This is a genomic window from Ruegeria marisrubri, from assembly GCF_001507595.1.
In the GTDB taxonomy this organism is placed as follows: Bacteria; Pseudomonadota; Alphaproteobacteria; order Rhodobacterales; family Rhodobacteraceae; genus Ruegeria; species Ruegeria marisrubri.
Genome location: NZ_LQBQ01000006.1, coordinates 1 through 18,477 on the forward strand (window position 1 = coordinate 1; position 18,477 = coordinate 18,477).

An 18,477-nucleotide genomic window follows, 5' to 3' on the forward strand; every position below is an offset into this window, starting at 1 on the left:
CTGCGCATCGCTCAGCCAGAAGAGATCAGTCATGTTCACCGCTCGGTTTTCGCACCGTGAATCACGCTGCCACGCGGAAATCAATGGGTCCTGACCCTAAATCATACGGAATGAGATTCAGTTGGCGGAGCGCTCGAAATTGTGTTTTTCCTTAAGCCGAGTTTTGACATGCACGAAGAAGCGACATCTCGCGAGTTTTGTCACTGTCCATCCTGCAGCAACACACTGGCGCGGTCGTGAAGGCGTTTCTCTAACCTAATTCCAGTCCAGAACCACCTTGCCTGAGCGTCCCGACTTCATCGCCTCGAAGCCCTTCACGAAATCATCCACCTTGAAGCGGTGGGTGATGACCCGACTCACGTCCAGGCCGTTCTGAAGCATCGCGATCATCTTGTACCAGGTCTCGAACATCTCGCGACCGTAGATGCCCTTGATGGTGATCGACTTGAACACGATCCGCGACCAGTCCACCGGGGACTTGCCCGGCGGGATGCCCAGCAGCGCGATCTTGCCCCCCATCACCAGCGCCTCAATCATCTGGTCGAGCGCCGCTTGCGAGCCGGACATCTCGAGCCCCACGTCAAAGCCTTCCTTCATGCCCAGTTCCGCGATCACGTCGTTCAGGTCTTCCCGAGTCACATCCACGGTGCGCGCCTTGGGCTCGACATGCTGCGCCAGCTTCAGGCGGTCGGGGTTGATGTCGGTGATCACCACATGCCGGGCGCCGGCATGTTTCGCCACCGCCGCCGCCATGATGCCGATGGGCCCGGCGCCGGCAATCAACACATCCTCGCCCAGCAGGTCGAAGCTCAGCGCCGTATGCACCGCATTGCCCAGCGGATCGAGGATCGCGCCGATCTCGTCGGGGATGTCATCGGGCAAGGGCACGACGTTGAAGGCGGGCAGCCTGAGATATTCTGCGAAGGCCCCCTGCTCGTTCACGCCGATGCCCCGCGTTCCGGGGTCGAGGTGGAACTTTCCGGCGCGGCTCTGGCGGCTTTCCGTGCCGATCAGGTGACCCTCGCCCGAGCAGCGCTGCCCGATCTCGAGCCCCTTGACGTCACGCCCGATCTCGACGATCTCGCCGGCGAATTCGTGGCCGGTGATCAACGGCACCGGAACCGTGTGCGCCGCCCAGTCATCCCAGTTCCAGATATGGATGTCGGTTCCGCATATGCCGGTCTTGTGGATCTTGATCAGCACATCGTCCGGGCCGATTTCCGGAACCGGCGCCTGCACCATCCACAGCCCTTCCTCGGGTTTGGATTTTTCCAGTGCCTTCATCGTGTTGGGTCGCATCAGATCACTCCCACAAATCGGTGGACAGGTATTTCAGGCCGCTGTCACAAATGACGATCGCGACGCACCCGCCCTTTTCTGGCCCGCGCAGAAGGTCGATGGCCGCTGCCAGGTTCGCCCCCGCCGAATAGCCCGCGAAAATCCCCTCGGTGCGCGCCAGCAGCCGCGCCCCGTCCCTTGCGGCCGGGCCGGACACTGACAGGTGCCCCGCAAGATCCGTTCCACTCAGATGCACGAGGTCGCCCATGGCATAGCCGCCGCCCTGGATCGGATGGTCGGGCTTGCTGACGGCCTCGCCGGCCAGCGCACGCGCGCCTTCGGGTTCGACGGCATAGCAGCGCACTCCGCGAGGGGTGAGATACTCGGCCACCCCGGCCAGCGTGCCACCGGACCCGGCAAAGTCGCAAAATGCGGTCACGATCCCGCCCGATTGGTCCCAGATCTCGGGCCCGGTGCCGGTTGCATGCGCTGCGGGGTTTCCCGCGTGACCGAATTGATCGGCGCGAAACGCGTTGCGCTCGGCCGTGATGCGTTGCGCGACCTCGTCGACCAAGGCCAGATCCGCGCCGGAGACCTCGCCCGGCCTGCTGCCCTCGGCCTGCGGGACGACAACGACCTCGGCCCCCAGGGCGCGCATCATCCGCGCCCGTTCGACCGAGTTGCCCGCGCTCATCACGGCAACGAAGGGGTGCCCCAGTATGCCGCAGACGATCGCCAGCCCCGTGCCCATGTTGCCCGAAGTCAGCTCGACCACCGTCTGTCCGGGCGACAGCGTGCCATCCGCGCGGGCCATTTCGATGATGGATCTGGCGGCACGGTCCTTTTTCGAGAAACCGGGCAGCAGATAGTCCAGCTTGGCCAGAATACGGCCGTCCAGATCGAGCTGCCGGCAAATGCGCGACAGCTCGACCAGAGGCGTGTTTCCAATCGCATCTATGACCGAGGGCAGGATCACGAAACGACTCCCAGTTCCTTGCCCACCTTGCCGAAGGCGGCCAATGCGCGGTCCAGTTCATCCCTTGTCAGAGCCGCATTCATCTGCGTCCGGATCCGCGCCTGTCCGCGCGGCACCACCGGGAAGAAGAAGCCCGAGACATAGACGCCTTCGTCGAACAGCCGCGCCGCCATCTCCTGCGCCAGCGTCGCCTCGCCCAGCATGACGGGGATGATCGGATGTTCACCGGGCAGCAGGTCAAAGCCCAGCCGCTCCAGCCCCGCACGCCAGTAGCGGGCGTTGTCGAACAGTTGGGCACGCAGGGTGTCGCCTTCTTCGACAAGCCGGATCGCCTCGAGCCCGGCGGCGACGATTGCGGGCGGCAGCGAATTCGAAAACAGATAGGGCCGCGCCCGCTGCCGCAGAAGGTCGATCACTGGCTGCGGCCCGGCAATGTAGCCGCCGATTGCCCCCCCAAGCGCCTTGCCCAGCGTCCCCGTCAGGATGTCCACATCGACGCCGAAATGATCCGGCGTGCCAGCGCCGCGCGGCCCCATGAAGCCGGTGGCGTGGCAGTCATCGACCATGACGACGGCATCATATTTGTCGGCCAGTTCGCGGATCTTGGGCAGGTTCGCCAGATAGCCGTCCATCGAGAAAACGCCATCGGTCGCGATCATGATGTGCCGCGCCCCGTCGGCACGGGCCTGTTTCAGCCAGGCCTCCAGATCGTTCATGTCGTTGTTCAGATAGCGATAGCGTTTCGCCTTGCACAGCCGCACCCCGTCGATGATCGATGCATGGTTCAGGCTGTCGGAAATGACGGCATCCTCGGGGCCGAGGAGCGGCTCGAACAAACCGCCATTTGCATCGAAGCACGCCGCGAACAGGATCGCGTCGTCCTTGTTCAGGAACTTGGCCAGCCGCTGCTCCAGCTCGCGGTGAATGTCTTGCGTGCCGCAGATGAAACGCACCGAGGCCATGCCGAATCCGCGCGGCCCCATCGCTCCCTGCGCCGCCGCGATCAGCGCCGGATGATCAGCGAGACCCAGATAGTTGTTGGCGCACAGGTTGATGACCTGCCGGTCGCCGACGGTGATTTCCCCGCCCTGCGGCGAGGTGATCAGGCGTTCGCGCTTGTAAAGCCCTTCGGCCTCGATCTGCGCGAGGGTTTCCGAGATGTGGGACAGGAATGCGTTCGACATGGCGATCTCCTTGCTCTGAGTCGCACATCTAACATAACGGACAAAATTCCCAAATAGGGGATTTTCGACATAATGGAAAAATTTCCCATATACCGGACAATCGCGGTTTCATTTTGCCGGGGCAGAACCCCCATCGGCGCAAAATGATCCGGTTTGGCACTCGGCGCGTAACAAGTGGCATTATCAACTGGAGGACTTGAAATGTTGAAATTCATGATTGCTGCCACGTCTGCATTGGTTCTGTCGGCTCCGTTGGCCGCCGCGGGCCCGGGCAAGGGCAATACGGGCAACGGAAACAGCGGCCTTGCCCAAGGCATGGCCGGGTCGCTGTCTGGCGGGAACGCGACGTTGGGTCGAGACCTGGGAAGCAACGGAAAGGGAACGGCCTCGGCCGTCAGCGGCGGTGGCAATGGCGGCTGGGGCAATATCGGCAGCCAATCCGGCGTTCTTGGCGATGGCCAGGTCTCCGGCCGCGATGGAGAGCGCGGAAAGTAATATTGAACAGTACCGGCCGCCCGCTGACTAGCGGCGGCCGGTCATCGCGTCAGAGCCTGATTTCACGATCAGAAACACGCGCGCCGGGCCATCTTTCGCCACGATGGCATGCGGAACATCCGCGGGATAGCGGGCCGTATCGCCTTGTGCCACGGTCTCGAACGCAGCGCCGGACTCCACGGAAACTTCCCCTTCCAGAACTGTCAGTTGCTCGTGCGAGCCCCGCGCATGGGGTTGACTGCGCAAACTGCCGCCTTCCTTGAAATGGATGTCATAGACCTCGTGCCCACCGGCCTCTTCGGGTGGCGACAGGATACGGATTCGACACCCCTGACCCATGTTGTCGATGCTCGGCACCTCGGCGCTCCGCAGGACCTCGATCTGTTCGGCCGCGCTGCCTTCTTCGAGCAGGCCGGCAAAATCCACCTGCAGGGCGCGGGTCAGATTCCACAGCGTCGCGATCGTCGGACTGCTTTCGCCCCGCTCGATCTGGCTGACCATCGACCGCGACACACCGCTGAGATTGGCCACCGCCTCCAGCGACAACCCCTGCGCCCGGCGCGCCTCTTTCAGGCGGGCGGGCAGGCGTGTCAGGATATCGTCAGATTCTTCCGTCATGACGGATTCTGTGCGCCCCCGGGCCGGGATTGTCAATTCCGGCTGTGACGGAACGTCCTATGAGACAGGGTTATGCTGCAGATGCATAATGCCGCCAAACCTGAGAGGAGAGAGACATGACCGACATTGTAATCCTGGACGGCGCGCGCACCGCCATTGGCACTTTCGGCGGCGCCCTGGCCTCGACCGCGCCCATCGACCTGGCAACCGTCGCGACCGAAGCCGCGCTGGAGCGTTCCGGGGTCGAAGGCGGGCAGATCGGCCATGTGATCTTTGGCCACGTGATCAACACCGAACCGCGCGACATGTATCTGTCGCGCGTGGCCGCGATGCAGGCCGGCATTCCGAACGGCACCCCCGCGATGAACGTGAACCGCCTGTGCGGGTCCGGCGCGCAGGCCATCGTGTCGGCTGTTCAGTCGCTGATGCTGGGCGACGCGGAGTTTGCCGTCGCCGGCGGCGCCGAGAACATGTCACGCAGCCCCTACATCGTTCCGCAGGCCCGCTGGGGCGCGAAAATGGGTGATATCAAATCCCTGGACATGATGCTGGGGGCGTTGAATTGCCCCTTTGGCACCGGCCACATGGGCGTGACCGCCGAGAACGTGGCGGACGAGCACCAGATCACCCGCGAGCAGATGGACGACTTCGCGCTGGCCAGCCAGCAGCGCGCGGCGGCGGCGATCGAGGCGGGCTATTTCGAAAGCCAGATCGCGCCGGTGCAGGTCAAGGTCAAGCGTGACATGGTGGATTTCAAGGTGGACGAGCACCCCAAGGCGACCACGGCCGAGGCTCTGGCCGGGCTGAAACCGGTGTTCAAGAAGGATGGACGGGTGACGGCGGGCAACGCCTCGGGCATCAATGATGGGGCCGCAGCGATGGTTCTGGCCACGGCGGATGCCGCCGAGAAAGCCGGGCTGAAGCCCAAGGCCCGCATCCTCGGCTATGCTCATGCGGGCGTGCGCCCCGAGGTGATGGGGATCGGCCCCGTTCCCGCAGTGCAGAACCTGATGGCAAGAACCGGGCTGTCGGTCGGCGACTTCGACGTCATCGAAAGCAACGAGGCCTTCGCGGCCCAGGCGCTGGCAGTGAACAAGGAGCTGGGGCTCGACCCGGCCAAGGTGAACCCCAATGGCGGCGCGATCGCTCTGGGTCACCCGGTCGGCGCCACCGGTGCCATCATCACCCTGAAGGCGCTGTATGAACTGGAACGCATCGGTGGCTCGAAAGGCCTGATCACCATGTGCATCGGTGGCGGTCAGGGCATTGCCATTGCAATCGAGCGTCTCTGATCCTTGATTGGGCGAGGGGGGCTGTCTGCCCCCCCATCGCGCCTCTGGCGCGATTCCCCCCGAGGATATTTGGGCCAGATGAAGCCGTGGGTCGACGTCAGCCGAGCGCCAAAACGGCAAGGACGGCAGCAGCCCCTGCTGCAGCGCCAACGGCTGCGGGCAGCAGCGTGGACCACCGGTCATTGCCGGACGGTTCTTCCTGCTTCGTCTGGGCAATCAGGGCGTTTTCCACCAAGTTCGGCAGTCGCGGACCGAACCGGGCCAGAACCATCGCGGTCCTGGTGAAATCCCGCAGGGCCGCGCGCGGGCCGATGGAGCGCTTGATGTAGTCCTCGACCACCGGATGCGCGACTTCCCAGATGTTGATATGGGGATCGAGCGACCGGGCAACGCCTTCGACGACGACCATCGTACGCTGCAAAAGGATCAGCTCGGTCCGGGTCTCCATGCCGAAACGCTCGGTCACTTCGAACAGATAGTTCAGCAATCGCCCCATCGAGATCTGCGAGGCGTCCATGCCGAAAATCGGTTCACCCACAGCGCGCAGGGCGCGGGCGAATTCGTCAACGTCCTGGCTGGCGGGAACGTAGCCTGCCTCGAAATGCACCTCGGCCACGCGCTTGTAGTCGCGGCGGATGAAGCCGAACAGGATCTCGGCATAGACGCGGCGGGTGTATTCGTCGATATGCCCCATGATGCCAAAGTCATAGGCGATGATGTCGCCGTTTGCGGCCACCTTGAGATTGCCCTGGTGCATGTCGGCGTGGAAGAACCCGTCGCGCAGGGCATGCAACAGGAACAGGCGCAGCACCCGCTCGCCGAGATCCCGGCGGTTGTGATTGGCCGCGTCCAGCGCCGCGTTGTCGCCCAGCGGGATGCCGTCGGCCCAGCTGAGCGTCATCACCCGCCGCGCGCAGAGCGACCAGATCACCGGCGGCAGCCAGAAGCCCTGGTCATCCTTGGTGTTGGCCGCGTATTCCGACGCGGCCGAGCTTTCCAGCCTCAGATCCAGCTCGCCGCGCACGACACCGTCGAAATGCGCGATGACATCCATCGGACGCAACCGCCGTGCGCCCGGCGCAATGAATTCGATGACGCGGGCCGCGAAATAGAAGGCGTCGATGTCCTTTCGAAAGGCCCGTTCGATGCCGGGGCGCAGAACCTTGACCGCGACCGCCTCGCCTGTATCGGCCAGCTTTGCCTTGTGTACCTGGGCGATCGAAGCGGCGGCGATCGGTTCGCTGAACTCCTCGAACATCTCGCCGAGCGGGCGGCCGAGTTCCTTTTCGACCTCTTTCATTGCTTCTTCGCGCGAGAAGGGCGGCAGCTTGTCCTGAAGAACCCTCAGCTGATCTGCCAGTTCGACGCCCACCACGTCCGGGCGCGTGGACAGCACCTGGCCGAATTTGATGTAGGCCGGGCCCAGCGCGGTCAGCGCCCGCGTCGCGGGCGGCATGTCAGGGTCGCCCTTGTAGCCCAGCCATTGGAAGGGCTTGCCCAGCGCATGGGCGAGAAAACGGATCGCGCGCGGGGCTTCGAAGGCGTCGAGCACCACGTTCATCGCGCCCGTGCGCTCCAGCGTGGCACCCGTGCGGATCAGGCGGATGATGTTGTGAGGACCTCGCATGGATCAGATTTTCCACCCCGAATGCAGCGCGGCGATGCCCATGCTGAGGTTGCGATACTTGGCGTTCTCGAACCCGGCCTTCCGGACCATGCCCAGAAAGGTTTCCTGATCGGGGAACTTGCGGATCGATTCCACCAGGTATTGATAGCTGTCGCGATCATTGGCGATCAACTGGCCCATGCGCGGGATCACGTTGAAGCTGTAGAGGTCATAGAGTTTTTGCAGCCCGTCATTGGGCAGCTGGCTGAACTCCAGCACCATCAGGCGGCCACCGGGCTTGAGCACGCGATAGGCTTCGTTCAGCGCATCCTGCGGGCGGGTCACGTTCCGGATGCCGAACGAGATGGTGTAGACGTCGAATGTATTGTCCTCGAAGGGCAGAGCCATCGCGTCGCCCACCACCCAGTCCAGGCTGTCGGCCATCTGCGCGGCTTCGGCGCGCTTGCGGCCCTCGACGAGCATCGGCTCGGTCAGATCCAGCACCGTGGCATGGCCGTGGCCCGCGCGCTTGAGGAAGCGGAAGGAGATATCACCCGTGCCGCCGGCCACGTCCAGCAGACGCTGGCCGGGACGCGGCGCCAGCCAGTCCATCATGGCGTCCTTCCAGACCCGGTGGATGCCCATCGACATGACGTCGTTCATGACGTCATATTTCGAGGCAACCGAGTTGAACACGCCTTGCACCCGGCCAGCCTTTTCGGCCTCGCGGACGGTTTCGAACCCGAAATGGGTGGTCTTTTCGCTGGTCTCGGACATGGGCCTTGTCGTTTCTCGAATTTCGCCCCTGTTATAGGGCGCTGGAACTTGGGCACAATGCGGCCCGTTGGAATAGGAGCCTCCTAATGCCCGAATTGCCCGAGGTCGAGACAGTAAGACGCGGCCTGGCCCCCGCGATGGAGGGGGTCGTGATCGAAAAGGCCGAGGTGAACCGGCCCGACCTGCGCTGGCCCTTTCCCGACCGCATGGCCGAACGTCTGACCGGGCGGCGGGTCGAGCGGCTGCGGCGGCGGTCGAAGTACATCCTCGCCGATCTCGACAGCAGGGAGACGCTGCTCATCCATCTGGGCATGTCGGGCCGGATGACGGTGTCGGGCGATCCGCTGGGGCAGTTCGTGCACGACCACCCGGCGCGGCAAAAGCACGATCATGTCATTTTCAACATGGCCAACGGCGCCCGGATCACCTTCAACGACCCGCGCCGATTCGGAGCAATGGACCTGTTCCCGACGGCCGAAGCCGACGCGCACAGGCTGCTGGCCGTGCTCGGCCCCGAGCCGCTGGGCAACGACTTTCACGAACGGCACTTGATCGACGCGTTCCGGGGCAGGAACACGCCGGTCAAGGCTGCACTTCTGGATCAATCCGTGGTCGCGGGATTGGGCAATATCTATGTCTGCGAGGTATTGTTTCGGACGCGAGTGTCGCCACGTCGCAAAGCAGGCCAGATCGCGGCGCACCGGGTTGCCGCCATGGTTCCGGTCATCCGCCAGGTGTTGCAGGAAGCCATCGAATCGGGCGGCTCATCCCTGCGGGATTTCCGGCAAGCTGATGGAGAACTTGGATATTTCCGGCACAGTTTCGACGTCTACGGCCGCGAAGGACAACCTTGCCGCAGGGAGGGTTGCACCGGGACAATTCGCAGAATCACTCAGTCCGGTCGCTCATCCTTCTATTGCGCGCAATGCCAAAGATAGCTTGATCCGTCATTTTCCCGTGGTAAGGAATCGTCCCTGAACGGAACAACCGAAAGCATTTGCCCCATGGCCTTTGAGACGATCATCGTCGAGATTGAAGAGCATGTAGCCCTGATCAGGCTGAACCGACCTGATGCCCTGAACGCACTGAACACGCAGCTTCTGGGCGAGCTCTGCACCGCGCTGGAAGAGGCTGACACCAACGACAAGGTCCGTTGCATCGTCATCACCGGCTCGGAAAAAGCCTTTGCCGCAGGCGCCGACATCAAGGAAATGTCCGAGATGAGCTTCGTGGACGTATTCACCACGAATCTCTTTGCCGACGCGAATGACCGGATCACCGCGATCCGCAAACCGGTCATCGCGGCCGTGGCCGGCTATGCGCTTGGCGGCGGCTGCGAGCTGGCGATGATGTGCGACTTCATCATCGCCGCCGACACCGCCAAGTTCGGTCAGCCCGAAATCAATCTGGGTGTCATCGCCGGCATGGGCGGCAGCCAGCGGCTGACTCGCTTTGTCGGCAAGTCCAAGGCGATGGACATGAACCTGACGGGCCGCTTCATGGATGCGGAAGAGGCCGAACGTTCCGGTCTGGTCAGCCGCGTGGTTCCAGCGAAGAAGCTGATCGAAGAGGCCGTGGGCGCGGCTCAGAAGATCGCCGAGAAATCCCTGCTGACAGCGATGGCCGCGAAAGAGGCGGTGAACCGCAGCTACGAAGTGCCGCTGAGCGAAGGCATGCTGTTCGAACGCCGCTTGTTCCATTCGATGTTCGCGACCGAAGACCAGAAGGAAGGAATGGCCGCGTTCCTTGAAAAGCGGGCCGCGCAGTTCCGCGACAAGTAAGCACCTCCGGGTCACAAGAAATCGGGCGGGCTTCGGCCCGCCTTTTTCGTTCTTGCACGCCCGCTCCAAGAATCGGCTTGGCAAAACGCGCGAACTTGGCTATGCAGCGCCGCTATACATGCGCGTGCGGCCCGCTCTGGCCAGAATCACACCCGTGATCCCTGACCCGGTGCGTTGTTTCCCGTGCGCGACCCTGAAAGAACCGAACCGGAAAAAGGTCAGAGACACACATGGCAAATTCGCCCCAGGCCGCAAAACGCGCCCGCCAGAACGAAAAGCGTTTCGCAATCAACAAAGCACGCCGTTCGCGCATCCGCACCTTCCTGCGCAAAGTCGAAGAAGCAATCGCTTCGGGCGACAAGGAAGCGGCAACCGCCGCCCTGCGCGCGGCGCAACCCGAACTGATGCGCGGCGTCACCAAGGGCGTCTTCCACAAGAACACCGCAGCCCGCAAGATGTCGCGCCTTTCGGCCCGCGTCAAAGCCATGGGTTGACCCTGCGTCACCTTTTGCGTGAATTATCCTCGAGAAAGGCGCGGCCATTGGCGGCGCCTTTTTCAATGCTGTTGCCAGAATGCCGCGCCTTGGCAAATCCCAGAGATTCGTTCCCGCAAAGACGCGAGTCAACATCAGAGTTTCGTTGCCGCTGCGGGTCCGGAATTGCTACCACGAAGTCAGCGATTCACACGCTTGGGGGGACAGGCTGCTTTCTGGGGCGAACCTGACGGGCATCAGGCAAACCGGAAGGCGAATGTCGGCGGTCGGAAATACCGGCCCGTCGGTCTGCCATGGGTTTCAGAATCTTCTGACGCTCTGGCCCTGTCGAAAACAAAAGCGATAGCAAGTGGCCCGATTTCGGGACGCAACTCCGTTTTCGGGGGGTCTCAGGAATGTTTCGGACCGACTTGCCTTTGCCTGCGGGTATCTCCGCCGAATCTTCGATTTCGGCGCGGGGGTGGCTGTGTGCGTGTAAATCCAGACCGGGCGACCGGGACAAGAAAGCAGAATAACGGCCGGCAGGTCGAAAATAACGATGGGATGCGTGAGGCGCTGGATGACACAAGAGAAATGGGGACAACTTCGCGACAAGTTGCTCAAGACCGTCGGTCAGAACAACTACACCACCTGGATCGAGCCGCTGGAATTCCAGGAACTGCAGGACGGGGTTGCCGTCTTTTCGGTTCCGACCAATTTCATGGGCAATTATGTCAGCCAGAATTTCGCTGACATCATCCTGTACGAACTGAACTCCTCGGGCGCTTCGGTTCAACGTCTCGCATTCCGCGTTGCCGCCAATTCCACCGAGCGCCCCGTACGCGAGGCCCCCGTGCGCGAGGCCGATGTGTCGGCCGCCAAGGATGAAACCCCCGAAAAGCGGCGACAGGCCGCGACCGAGACTGCTGCCAATGCGCTCGATTCGCTGCAGGCCGCGCCGCTGGATTCTCGCTTTACCTTTGACAGTTTTGTCGTGGGCAAGCCCAACGAGCTGGCCCACGCCGCCGCGCGCCGCGTGGCCGAAGGCGGCCCCGTGACCTTCAACCCGCTGGTTCTCTATGGCGGCGTCGGTCTGGGCAAGACGCACCTGATGCACGCCATTGCCTGGGAGTTGAAGGCAAGGCGCCCCGATCTGAACGTGCTCTACCTGTCGGCGGAACAGTTCATGTATCGGTTCGTCCAGGCGCTGCGCGAACGACGGATGATGGATTTCAAGCATCTCTTCCGCTCGGTCGATGTGCTGATGGTGGATGACGTGCAGTTCATCGCCGGCAAGGATTCGACGCAGGAAGAGTTCTTCCACACCTTCAACGCGCTGGTGGACCAGAACAAGCAGATCATCATCTCGGCCGACCGCGCGCCGGGCGAGATCAAGGATCTCGAAGAGCGCGTGAAGTCGCGCCTGCAGTGCGGTCTGGTCGTCGATCTGCACCCGACCGACTATGAACTGCGCCTGGGCATCCTGCAGAACAAGCTCCAGCACTATCGCGGCACCTATCCCGACCTGAAGATCGCCGATGGCGTGCTGGAATTCCTCGCCCACCGCATCTCGACCAACGTCCGCGTTCTCGAAGGCGCGCTGACGCGGCTCTTTGCCTTTGCGTCGCTGGTCGGGCGCGAGATCGACATGGAGCTGACCCAGGACTGTCTGGCCGATGTGCTGCGCGCCTCGGAGCGCAAGATCACCGTCGAAGAGATCCAGCGCAAGGTATCGGAATACTACAATATCCGCCTGTCGGACATCATCGGCCCCAAGCGCCTGCGGTCCTATGCCCGCCCGCGTCAGGTGGCGATGTATCTGGCCAAGCAGCTGACCAGCCGGTCGCTGCCGGAAATCGGCCGCCGGTTCGGCGGGCGCGACCACACGACCGTCATGCACGGCGTGAAGCGGATCGAGGAACTCAAGCTGACCGACGGCCAGATCGCTGAAGACGTGGAGATGCTGCGCCGCTCGCTGGAAGCCTGATCGGCCTCAGGAGCATCATTCAAGCGCCCCGACCCATGGTCCGGGGCGCTTTTTGTGCGGATAAGTCCACGGTCGTGCGTCAACTGTGCCCTGCGCGCCACGTGCCCCTTGACGCCTCTGTCATTCCAACGGAGAAATCCGAAAAAAACTTGTGCCGCAGGGGTAAACCGCTAGTTTGTCCGTCCCGGCCATGTCGAAGGAATTGAGGGTATGAAGATCAGCATCGAACGCGGCACACTTCTCAAGGCCGTGTCGCAGGCTCAATCCGTGGTGGAACGCCGGAACACCATCCCGATCCTGGCCAACGTGCTCATCGAGGCCGAGGGCGATCAGGTGCAGTTCCGGGCGACAGACCTGGATATCGAGGTGGTCGACAAGGCCCCGGCGCAGATTGAGCGGGCCGGAGCAACGACGGTCGCCGCCACGACCTTGCATGAAATCGTGCGCAAGCTGCCCGATGGTGCGCTGGTCACGCTGACCGCCGACAGCGCTGCCGGGCGACTGACGGTCGAGGCCGGGCGCTCGAACTTCTCTCTGGCAACCTTGCCGAAAGAAGATTTCCCGGTGATGGCGTCCTCGGAATACCAGTCGAACTTCACCGCGTCGGCCGCCCTGCTGCGCCGTCTCTTCGACAAGTCGAAATTCGCGATCTCGACCGAGGAAACCCGGTATTACCTGAACGGCGTCTACATGCATGTGGCCGATGGCCCCGAGGGTGGCAAGGTCCTGCGCTGCGTGGCAACGGACGGACACAGGCTGGCCCGGATCGATGCCGATCTGCCGGCGGGCGCCGAGGACATGCCGGGTGTGATCGTCCCGCGCAAGACCGTCGGCGAGCTGCGCAAGCTGTTGGAAGACGATGACATGGATATCGCGGTTTCGGTCAGCGAAACCAAGGTGCGCTTTGCCACGCCCGACATCACCCTGACCTCGAAAGTGATCGACGGGACTTTCCCCGACTACACCCGCGTGATTCCGCAGAACAACACCCGCAAACTGGAAGTGGACGCGGCCGAGTTTGCCCAGGCCGTCGATCGGGTGGCGACGGTGTCGTCAGAACGTTCGCGTGCTGTCAAGCTGCAGATGGAAAACGATCGCCTGGTTCTGTCGGTCAACGCCCCGGACAGCGGCGCCGCCGAAGAGGAACTGGCCGTAGCCTATGGCGACGAACGCCTTGAAATCGGGTTCAACGCAAAATACCTGCAGGAAATCGCGAACCAGGTCGATCGCGAAAACGCGGTGTTCCTGTTCAACTCGGCCGGCGACCCGACGCTGATGCGCGAGGGCAATGATCAGAGCGCGGTCTATGTCGTCATGCCGATGCGCGTCTGATCGCGCTGACGCGCGATGCCTCCGGCGGGAGTATTTTAGAAAAGATGAAGGGAGGGGTCATGGCGTTGGCCCTGACCGAGCTTACGGTCTCGCATTTTCGCTCGCACAAATTGGCGCGGTTGTCGCTGGATAGCCGCCCCGTCGCGATCCACGGGCCGAACGGGGCCGGCAAGACCAACATCCTCGAGGCGGTGTCCCTGTTTTCCCCCGGTCGCGGATTGCGTCGGGCGAGTGCGGCCGAGATGACGCGCCGGCCCGAGGCTCTGGGGTGGAAGTTGTCCGGCGTGCTGGATGCACGAGGCAAACGGCACGAGATCGAGACCTGGTCGGAAGGCGGTGCGGCGCGCCAGATCCGGATCGACGGCAAGCTGGCCAGCCAAGTCGATCTGGGAAAGCTTGCGCGGATCGTCTGGTTGATACCGTCGATGGACCGGCTGTGGATCGAAGGGGCTGAGGGACGGCGGCGTTTCCTGGACAGGATGGCGCTGAGCTTTGACCCGGGCCATGCCGAGGCCACCCTGACGTATGAAAAGGCGATGCGCGAGCGCAATCGGCTGCTGAAGGACCAGGTCCACGATCCACACTGGTATGCGGCGCTGGAAGACCAGATGGCGGAGGCGGGATATCGCGTTCACCGGGCCAGGCTGAATACGCTGGTCCATCTGCGGGCGGCACAGGAACAGGCGGAGACCGCCTTTCCGGCCGCCGATCTGGATCTGGTGCAGGCGGACGGGCCGATGCCCGAGACTCCCGGAGAGTTGCGCGACGCCTTGGCTGAAAACCGGTTTCGCGACATGGCGGCGGGGCGGACATTGATCGGCCCGCATCGGTCCGATCTGACCGGTGTCTATGCGGCCAAGGGCGTTCCCGCCAGGGATTGCTCGACCGGAGAGCAGAAGGCGCTGCTGATCTCGCTGATCCTCGCCAATGCGCGCGCCCTGTCGCGATTGTCGGGCGCGCCACCGATCCTGCTTCTGGACGAGGTGGCGGCGCATCTGGACGCGGGGCGGCGGCGGGCGCTCTATGACGAGATCTGCGCCCTTGGCGCGCAGGCCTGGATGACGGGCACAGGGCCGGAGTTGTTTTCGGATCTTGGCGACCGGGCACAGGTATTCGAGGTTCGGGAAACCGACGGAATTTCGGAGGTTGTCGGCGGCTGAAGTCTCAGCAAGATTGCCCGTCAAACAAGCGCATAGGTCCACACAAAATCTGGTGGGATCGCGTGACATTCCCCACCAGAGAACGTATAAGTTACCAAAATAATATAGGTACTGACTGCATGTCCGAAGACACACAGGTACAGCAAGAATACGGCGCTGATTCCATCAAGGTTCTCAAGGGGTTGGAGGCTGTCCGCAAGCGCCCCGGCATGTATATCGGGGACACCGACGATGGCTCGGGTCTGCATCACATGGTTTACGAGGTCGTGGACAACGGCATCGACGAGGCGCTGGCCGGCCACGCCGACCATGTGACCGTCAAGATTCACGCAGATTCCAGCGTGTCGGTCAGTGACAACGGACGCGGTATTCCGGTGGACATCCACCCCGAAGAAGGCGTCTCGGCGGCCGAGGTCATCATGACCCAGCTGCACGCCGGCGGCAAGTTCGACTCGAATTCCTACAAGGTGTCGGGCGGCCTGCACGGCGTGGGTGTTTCGGTGGTGAACGCGCTGTCCGACTGGCTGGAACTGCGCATCTGGCGCAACGGCAAGGAACATTTCGCCCGGTTCGAGCGCGGCGAAACCTCCGAGCATCTGAAAGTGGTTGGCGACTGCGGCGACCGGACAGGGACCGAGGTGCGGTTCCTCGCCTCGACCGACACGTTCTCGAATCTCGACTACTCGTTCGAGACGTTGGAAAAACGCCTGCGCGAACTGGCCTTCCTGAACTCGGGCGTGCGGATCATCCTGATCGACGAGCGCCCCGCCGAGCGGCTTGAGACCGAGCTGTTCTACGAAGGCGGCGTCAAGGAGTTCGTGAAATATCTCGACCGGTCGAAAACGCCGATGATGCCCGAGCCGATCTACATCAGGGGCGAGCGCGACGAGATCGGCGTCGAGATCGCGATGTGGTGGAACGACAGCTATCACGAGACGGTTCTGCCCTTCACCAACAACATCCCGCAGCGCGACGGAGGCACCCATGTGGCCGGGTTCCGAGGCGCCCTGACGCGCACGATCAACAATTATGCGCAATCCAGCGGCATCGCGAAGAAGGAAAAGGTCAACTTTACCGGCGACGACGCGCGCGAGGGGCTGACCTGCGTGCTGTCGGTCAAGGTGCCCGATCCGAAATTCTCGAGCCAGACCAAGGACAAGCTGGTCAGTTCCGAGGTGCGCCCGGCGGTCGAAGGGTTGATGAACGAGAAACTGGCCGAGTGGTTCGAGGAGAACCCCAACGAGGCCAAGACCATCGTCAGCAAGATCATCGAGGCGGCGCTGGCGCGCGAGGCCGCTCGCAAGGCCCGCGAACTGACCCGCCGCAAGACGGCGATGGACGTGAACTATCTGGCCGGCAAGCTCAAGGATTGCTCCGAGAAGGATCCGTCCAAGACCGAACTGTTCCTGGTCGAGGGGGACTCGGCCGGCGGTTCGGCGCAGACGGGCCGTGACCGCCGGACGCAGGCGGTTCTGCCTCTGCGCGGCAAGATCCTGAACGTCGAGCGTGCGCGCTTCGACCGGATGCTCAGCAGTCAGGAGATCGGCAACCTCGTGATGGCGCTGGGCACCGGGATCGGGCGGGACGAGTTCGACATCTCGAAGCTGCGCTATCACAAGATCGTCATCATGACCGACGCCGACGTGGACGGCGCGCATATCCGCACGCTTCTGCTGACCTTCTTCTACCGGCAGATGCCGGAGCTGATCGAGGGCGGATACCTGTATATCGCCCAACCACCGCTCTACAAGGTGACGCGCGGCAAGTCGGAACGCTACTGCAAGGATCAGGCAGAGCTTGAGGATTACCTGATCGATCAGGGGCTCGAGGGCACCGTTCTGAAACTTGGCAATGGCGAAGAGATCGCCGGCCTTGACCTGAAACGGGTGATCGACGAGGCGCGGCAACTGAAGCGCGTTCTGGACGCCTTCCCGACCCATTATCCGCGGCACATCCTGGAACAGGCCGCCGTTGCCGGCGCCTTCGTGCCGGGCGCGGTCGATGCCGATCTGCAGGGCGTGGCCGACAAGGTGGCGGCACGGCTGGACCTGATCGCGCTGGAATATGAACGCGGCTGGCAGGGCCGGATCACGCAGGATCACGGCATTCGCCTGGCCCGCATCCTGCGCGGCGTCGAAGAGGTGCGCACGCTGGACGGCCCGATGCTGCGCTCGGGCGAGGCCCGCAAGACCGGCAGCTTCACCCAGAGCCTGCAGGAGGTCTACAACACCCCTGCCACCCTGGTCCGCAAGGAACGTGCGCAGGTCATCCACGGCCCCCTGTCGCTGCTCAAGGCCATTCTGGAAGAGGGCGAAAAAGGTCTGTCGCTGCAACGTTACAAGGGGCTTGGCGAGATGAACCCGGACCAACTGTGGGAAACGACGCTGGACCCGGACGCGCGCACACTGCTGCAGGTGCGAGTTGACGACATGGTCGAGGCGGACGACCTGTTCACAAAGCTGATGGGCGACGTGGTGGAGCCGCGCCGAGAGTTCATTCAGCAGAATGCGCTGAGCGTGGAGAACCTGGATTTCTGAGGAAGTGTACGACCGCCCATAAGCTTGCGTTCGCCGCATAAGCTTGCGCGCTTTGCCCAAAAGTCTGCGCGCGGCGAGGAAATCAAGTAGGCAGGTGCAATGCCCACCCTACGAAGCCACTGAAGCACACGGGTTCTTCACGCTTGTAGTCAAGACGCACCGGAAAGGACGACAAAGGGGGACTCCGCGACATCACAGGATCCCCCGCATAAACTTCTTCCAAAGGCGCTCAAGGCAGACCAAGGATCGTTGCTCTAAGAGTTCTTCGAGTTCTTTTGCGGAATATTGGTCAGGGAAAGCTACCAGCGCATTCCGAACCTTCCTGTCATTCTACAACGCGCTGACCCGTTTACGACTGAGAAAACGCGACCGGCCCACAGGCGACATTGAGCGGTTCACTAATCGCCGCAGTGCAAATTTCGCATTCCTGCCGTTCATGCATCTTGCAGCATTTTCAATAAGCAAATGGCCGTAGTGCGCAACGCAGCCGTCCTTTGCTCATGCAGCTATTGCTGATGCAGAAATCCTGCGCTCCCGCAGCACGAGATTTTCGGCAGCGCAGCGTACTTCCCGTTGCGGTGCGCGCGGGACAGCATATGCGCGATGCTGTCTCCTGCGATCCTCAAGGAAAATGTTGACGGTGAGGCGCTGGACTGGGCGGCGCGCAGACCGTCGCAGCACCCGAAAAGGCGCAAAATCCTGATCGTCCTTTCGGATGGCGCGCCGGTTGATCAGGCAACGATTGATCGCAACGGGGACAAGGCCTTGCCTGATCGGCATCTGCGCGAGGTTATTGCGCAAATCGGGTCAACCGGCGGCATTGAGCTTTGCGTCGTAGGATTCCGGCACGATGTCTCCGCCTGTTACCAGGTCAGACGCCGCGTCGGCCAGATTCCGGATCTGGCCGATGCGGTTGTCAATCAGTTGGATCGGCACCTGTTTTCCGACCGGCGTTGAGACGAATTCGATGGACCCTCGCAC

Annotated in this window: 16 protein-coding genes; 10 read left to right on the plus strand and 6 right to left on the minus strand. The window is 62.7% G+C overall.

The genetic code is table 11. From position 1 onward, the window contains the following. Window positions 1-255: 255 nt before the first annotated feature. The 3 genes from tdh to AVO45_RS06475 are packed head-to-tail and all read right to left on the minus strand — an operon-like array spanning window position 256 to window position 3,438. A complete protein-coding gene (gene tdh / locus AVO45_RS06465) occupies window positions 256-1,284 on the minus strand; it encodes an L-threonine 3-dehydrogenase (RefSeq protein ID WP_068345221.1) in 1,029 nt (342 codons plus the stop codon). Window positions 1,285-1,303: 19 nt separating this feature from the next. Further along, complete coding sequence (locus AVO45_RS06470) at window positions 1,304-2,254, minus strand: PLP-dependent cysteine synthase family protein (protein ID WP_068345160.1); 951 nt, start codon at window positions 2,252-2,254, stop codon at window positions 1,304-1,306. Then, complete coding sequence (locus AVO45_RS06475; protein ID WP_068345163.1) at window positions 2,251-3,438, minus strand: glycine C-acetyltransferase; 1,188 nt, start codon at window positions 3,436-3,438, stop codon at window positions 2,251-2,253. The genes AVO45_RS06470 and AVO45_RS06475 overlap by 4 nt, the downstream gene beginning before the upstream one ends. Window positions 3,439-3,639: 201 nt before the next feature. On the opposite strand from AVO45_RS06475, the gene AVO45_RS06480 reads away from it, so the two are divergent. After that, window positions 3,640-3,933: a hypothetical protein gene (locus AVO45_RS06480; RefSeq protein ID WP_068345165.1), complete on the plus strand. Its 294-nt coding sequence runs from the start codon at window positions 3,640-3,642 to the stop codon at window positions 3,931-3,933. A 27-nt stretch (window positions 3,934-3,960) separates the two neighbouring features. Here the strand turns inward: AVO45_RS06480 and AVO45_RS06485 are convergent, their stop codons facing one another. After that, complete coding sequence (locus AVO45_RS06485; RefSeq protein WP_068345168.1) at window positions 3,961-4,551, minus strand: helix-turn-helix domain-containing protein; 591 nt, start codon at window positions 4,549-4,551, stop codon at window positions 3,961-3,963. A 116-nt stretch (window positions 4,552-4,667) separates the two neighbouring features. On the opposite strand from AVO45_RS06485, the gene AVO45_RS06490 reads away from it, so the two are divergent. Continuing rightward, window positions 4,668-5,843, plus strand: coding sequence for an acetyl-CoA C-acyltransferase family protein (locus tag AVO45_RS06490; protein ID WP_068345169.1), 1,176 nt, complete (start codon window positions 4,668-4,670; stop codon window positions 5,841-5,843). 97 nt (window positions 5,844-5,940) lie between these two features. Here AVO45_RS06490 and ubiB read toward each other — a convergent pair whose 3' ends face one another. Together ubiB and ubiE are read right to left on the minus strand one after the other, a co-directional pair. Next, window positions 5,941-7,470: a 2-polyprenylphenol 6-hydroxylase gene (gene ubiB / locus AVO45_RS06495; RefSeq protein ID WP_068345170.1), complete on the minus strand. Its 1,530-nt coding sequence runs from the start codon at window positions 7,468-7,470 to the stop codon at window positions 5,941-5,943. A gap of 3 nt (window positions 7,471-7,473) precedes the next feature. Beyond that, the gene (gene ubiE, locus AVO45_RS06500; RefSeq protein ID WP_068345171.1) at window positions 7,474-8,226 is read right to left on the minus strand and encodes a bifunctional demethylmenaquinone methyltransferase/2-methoxy-6-polyprenyl-1,4-benzoquinol methylase UbiE; all 753 of its coding nucleotides are present in this window, start codon (window positions 8,224-8,226) and stop codon (window positions 7,474-7,476) included. An 86-nt stretch (window positions 8,227-8,312) separates the two neighbouring features. Between ubiE and mutM the strand changes: the two genes are divergently transcribed. The 8 genes from mutM (at window position 8,313) to AVO45_RS06540 (ending at window position 18,453) form a co-directional block, all read left to right on the plus strand. After that, a complete protein-coding gene (gene mutM, locus AVO45_RS06505) occupies window positions 8,313-9,164 on the plus strand; it encodes a bifunctional DNA-formamidopyrimidine glycosylase/DNA-(apurinic or apyrimidinic site) lyase (RefSeq protein ID WP_068345174.1) in 852 nt (283 codons plus the stop codon). A gap of 66 nt (window positions 9,165-9,230) precedes the next feature. Next, window positions 9,231-10,007, plus strand: a complete 777-nt coding sequence (locus tag AVO45_RS06510; protein ID WP_068345179.1) for an enoyl-CoA hydratase — start codon at window positions 9,231-9,233, stop codon at window positions 10,005-10,007. A gap of 230 nt (window positions 10,008-10,237) precedes the next feature. Continuing rightward, entirely contained in the window at window positions 10,238-10,501 is a 264-nt protein-coding gene (gene rpsT / locus AVO45_RS06515; protein ID WP_068345181.1) for a 30S ribosomal protein S20, read from the plus strand. 559 nt (window positions 10,502-11,060) lie between these two features. Then, window positions 11,061-12,467 (plus strand): chromosomal replication initiator protein DnaA, encoded by a 1,407-nt coding sequence (gene dnaA, locus AVO45_RS06520; protein WP_068345182.1) that lies wholly within the window; start codon window positions 11,061-11,063, stop codon window positions 12,465-12,467. Window positions 12,468-12,677: 210 nt separating this feature from the next. Beyond that, a complete protein-coding gene (gene dnaN / locus AVO45_RS06525; RefSeq protein WP_068345184.1) occupies window positions 12,678-13,799 on the plus strand; it encodes a DNA polymerase III subunit beta in 1,122 nt (373 codons plus the stop codon). A gap of 59 nt (window positions 13,800-13,858) precedes the next feature. After that, the gene (recF, locus tag AVO45_RS06530; protein WP_068345186.1) at window positions 13,859-14,959 is read left to right on the plus strand and encodes a DNA replication/repair protein RecF; all 1,101 of its coding nucleotides are present in this window, start codon (window positions 13,859-13,861) and stop codon (window positions 14,957-14,959) included. A gap of 119 nt (window positions 14,960-15,078) precedes the next feature. Then, window positions 15,079-17,496, plus strand: coding sequence for a DNA topoisomerase (ATP-hydrolyzing) subunit B (gyrB, locus tag AVO45_RS06535; RefSeq protein ID WP_068345187.1), 2,418 nt, complete (start codon window positions 15,079-15,081; stop codon window positions 17,494-17,496). A gap of 546 nt (window positions 17,497-18,042) precedes the next feature. Further along, on the plus strand, window positions 18,043-18,453 hold the full coding sequence (locus AVO45_RS06540) for a cobaltochelatase CobT-related protein (protein ID WP_082688694.1): 411 nt from the start codon (window positions 18,043-18,045) through the stop codon (window positions 18,451-18,453). The last annotated feature ends 24 nt before the right edge of the window (window positions 18,454-18,477 follow it).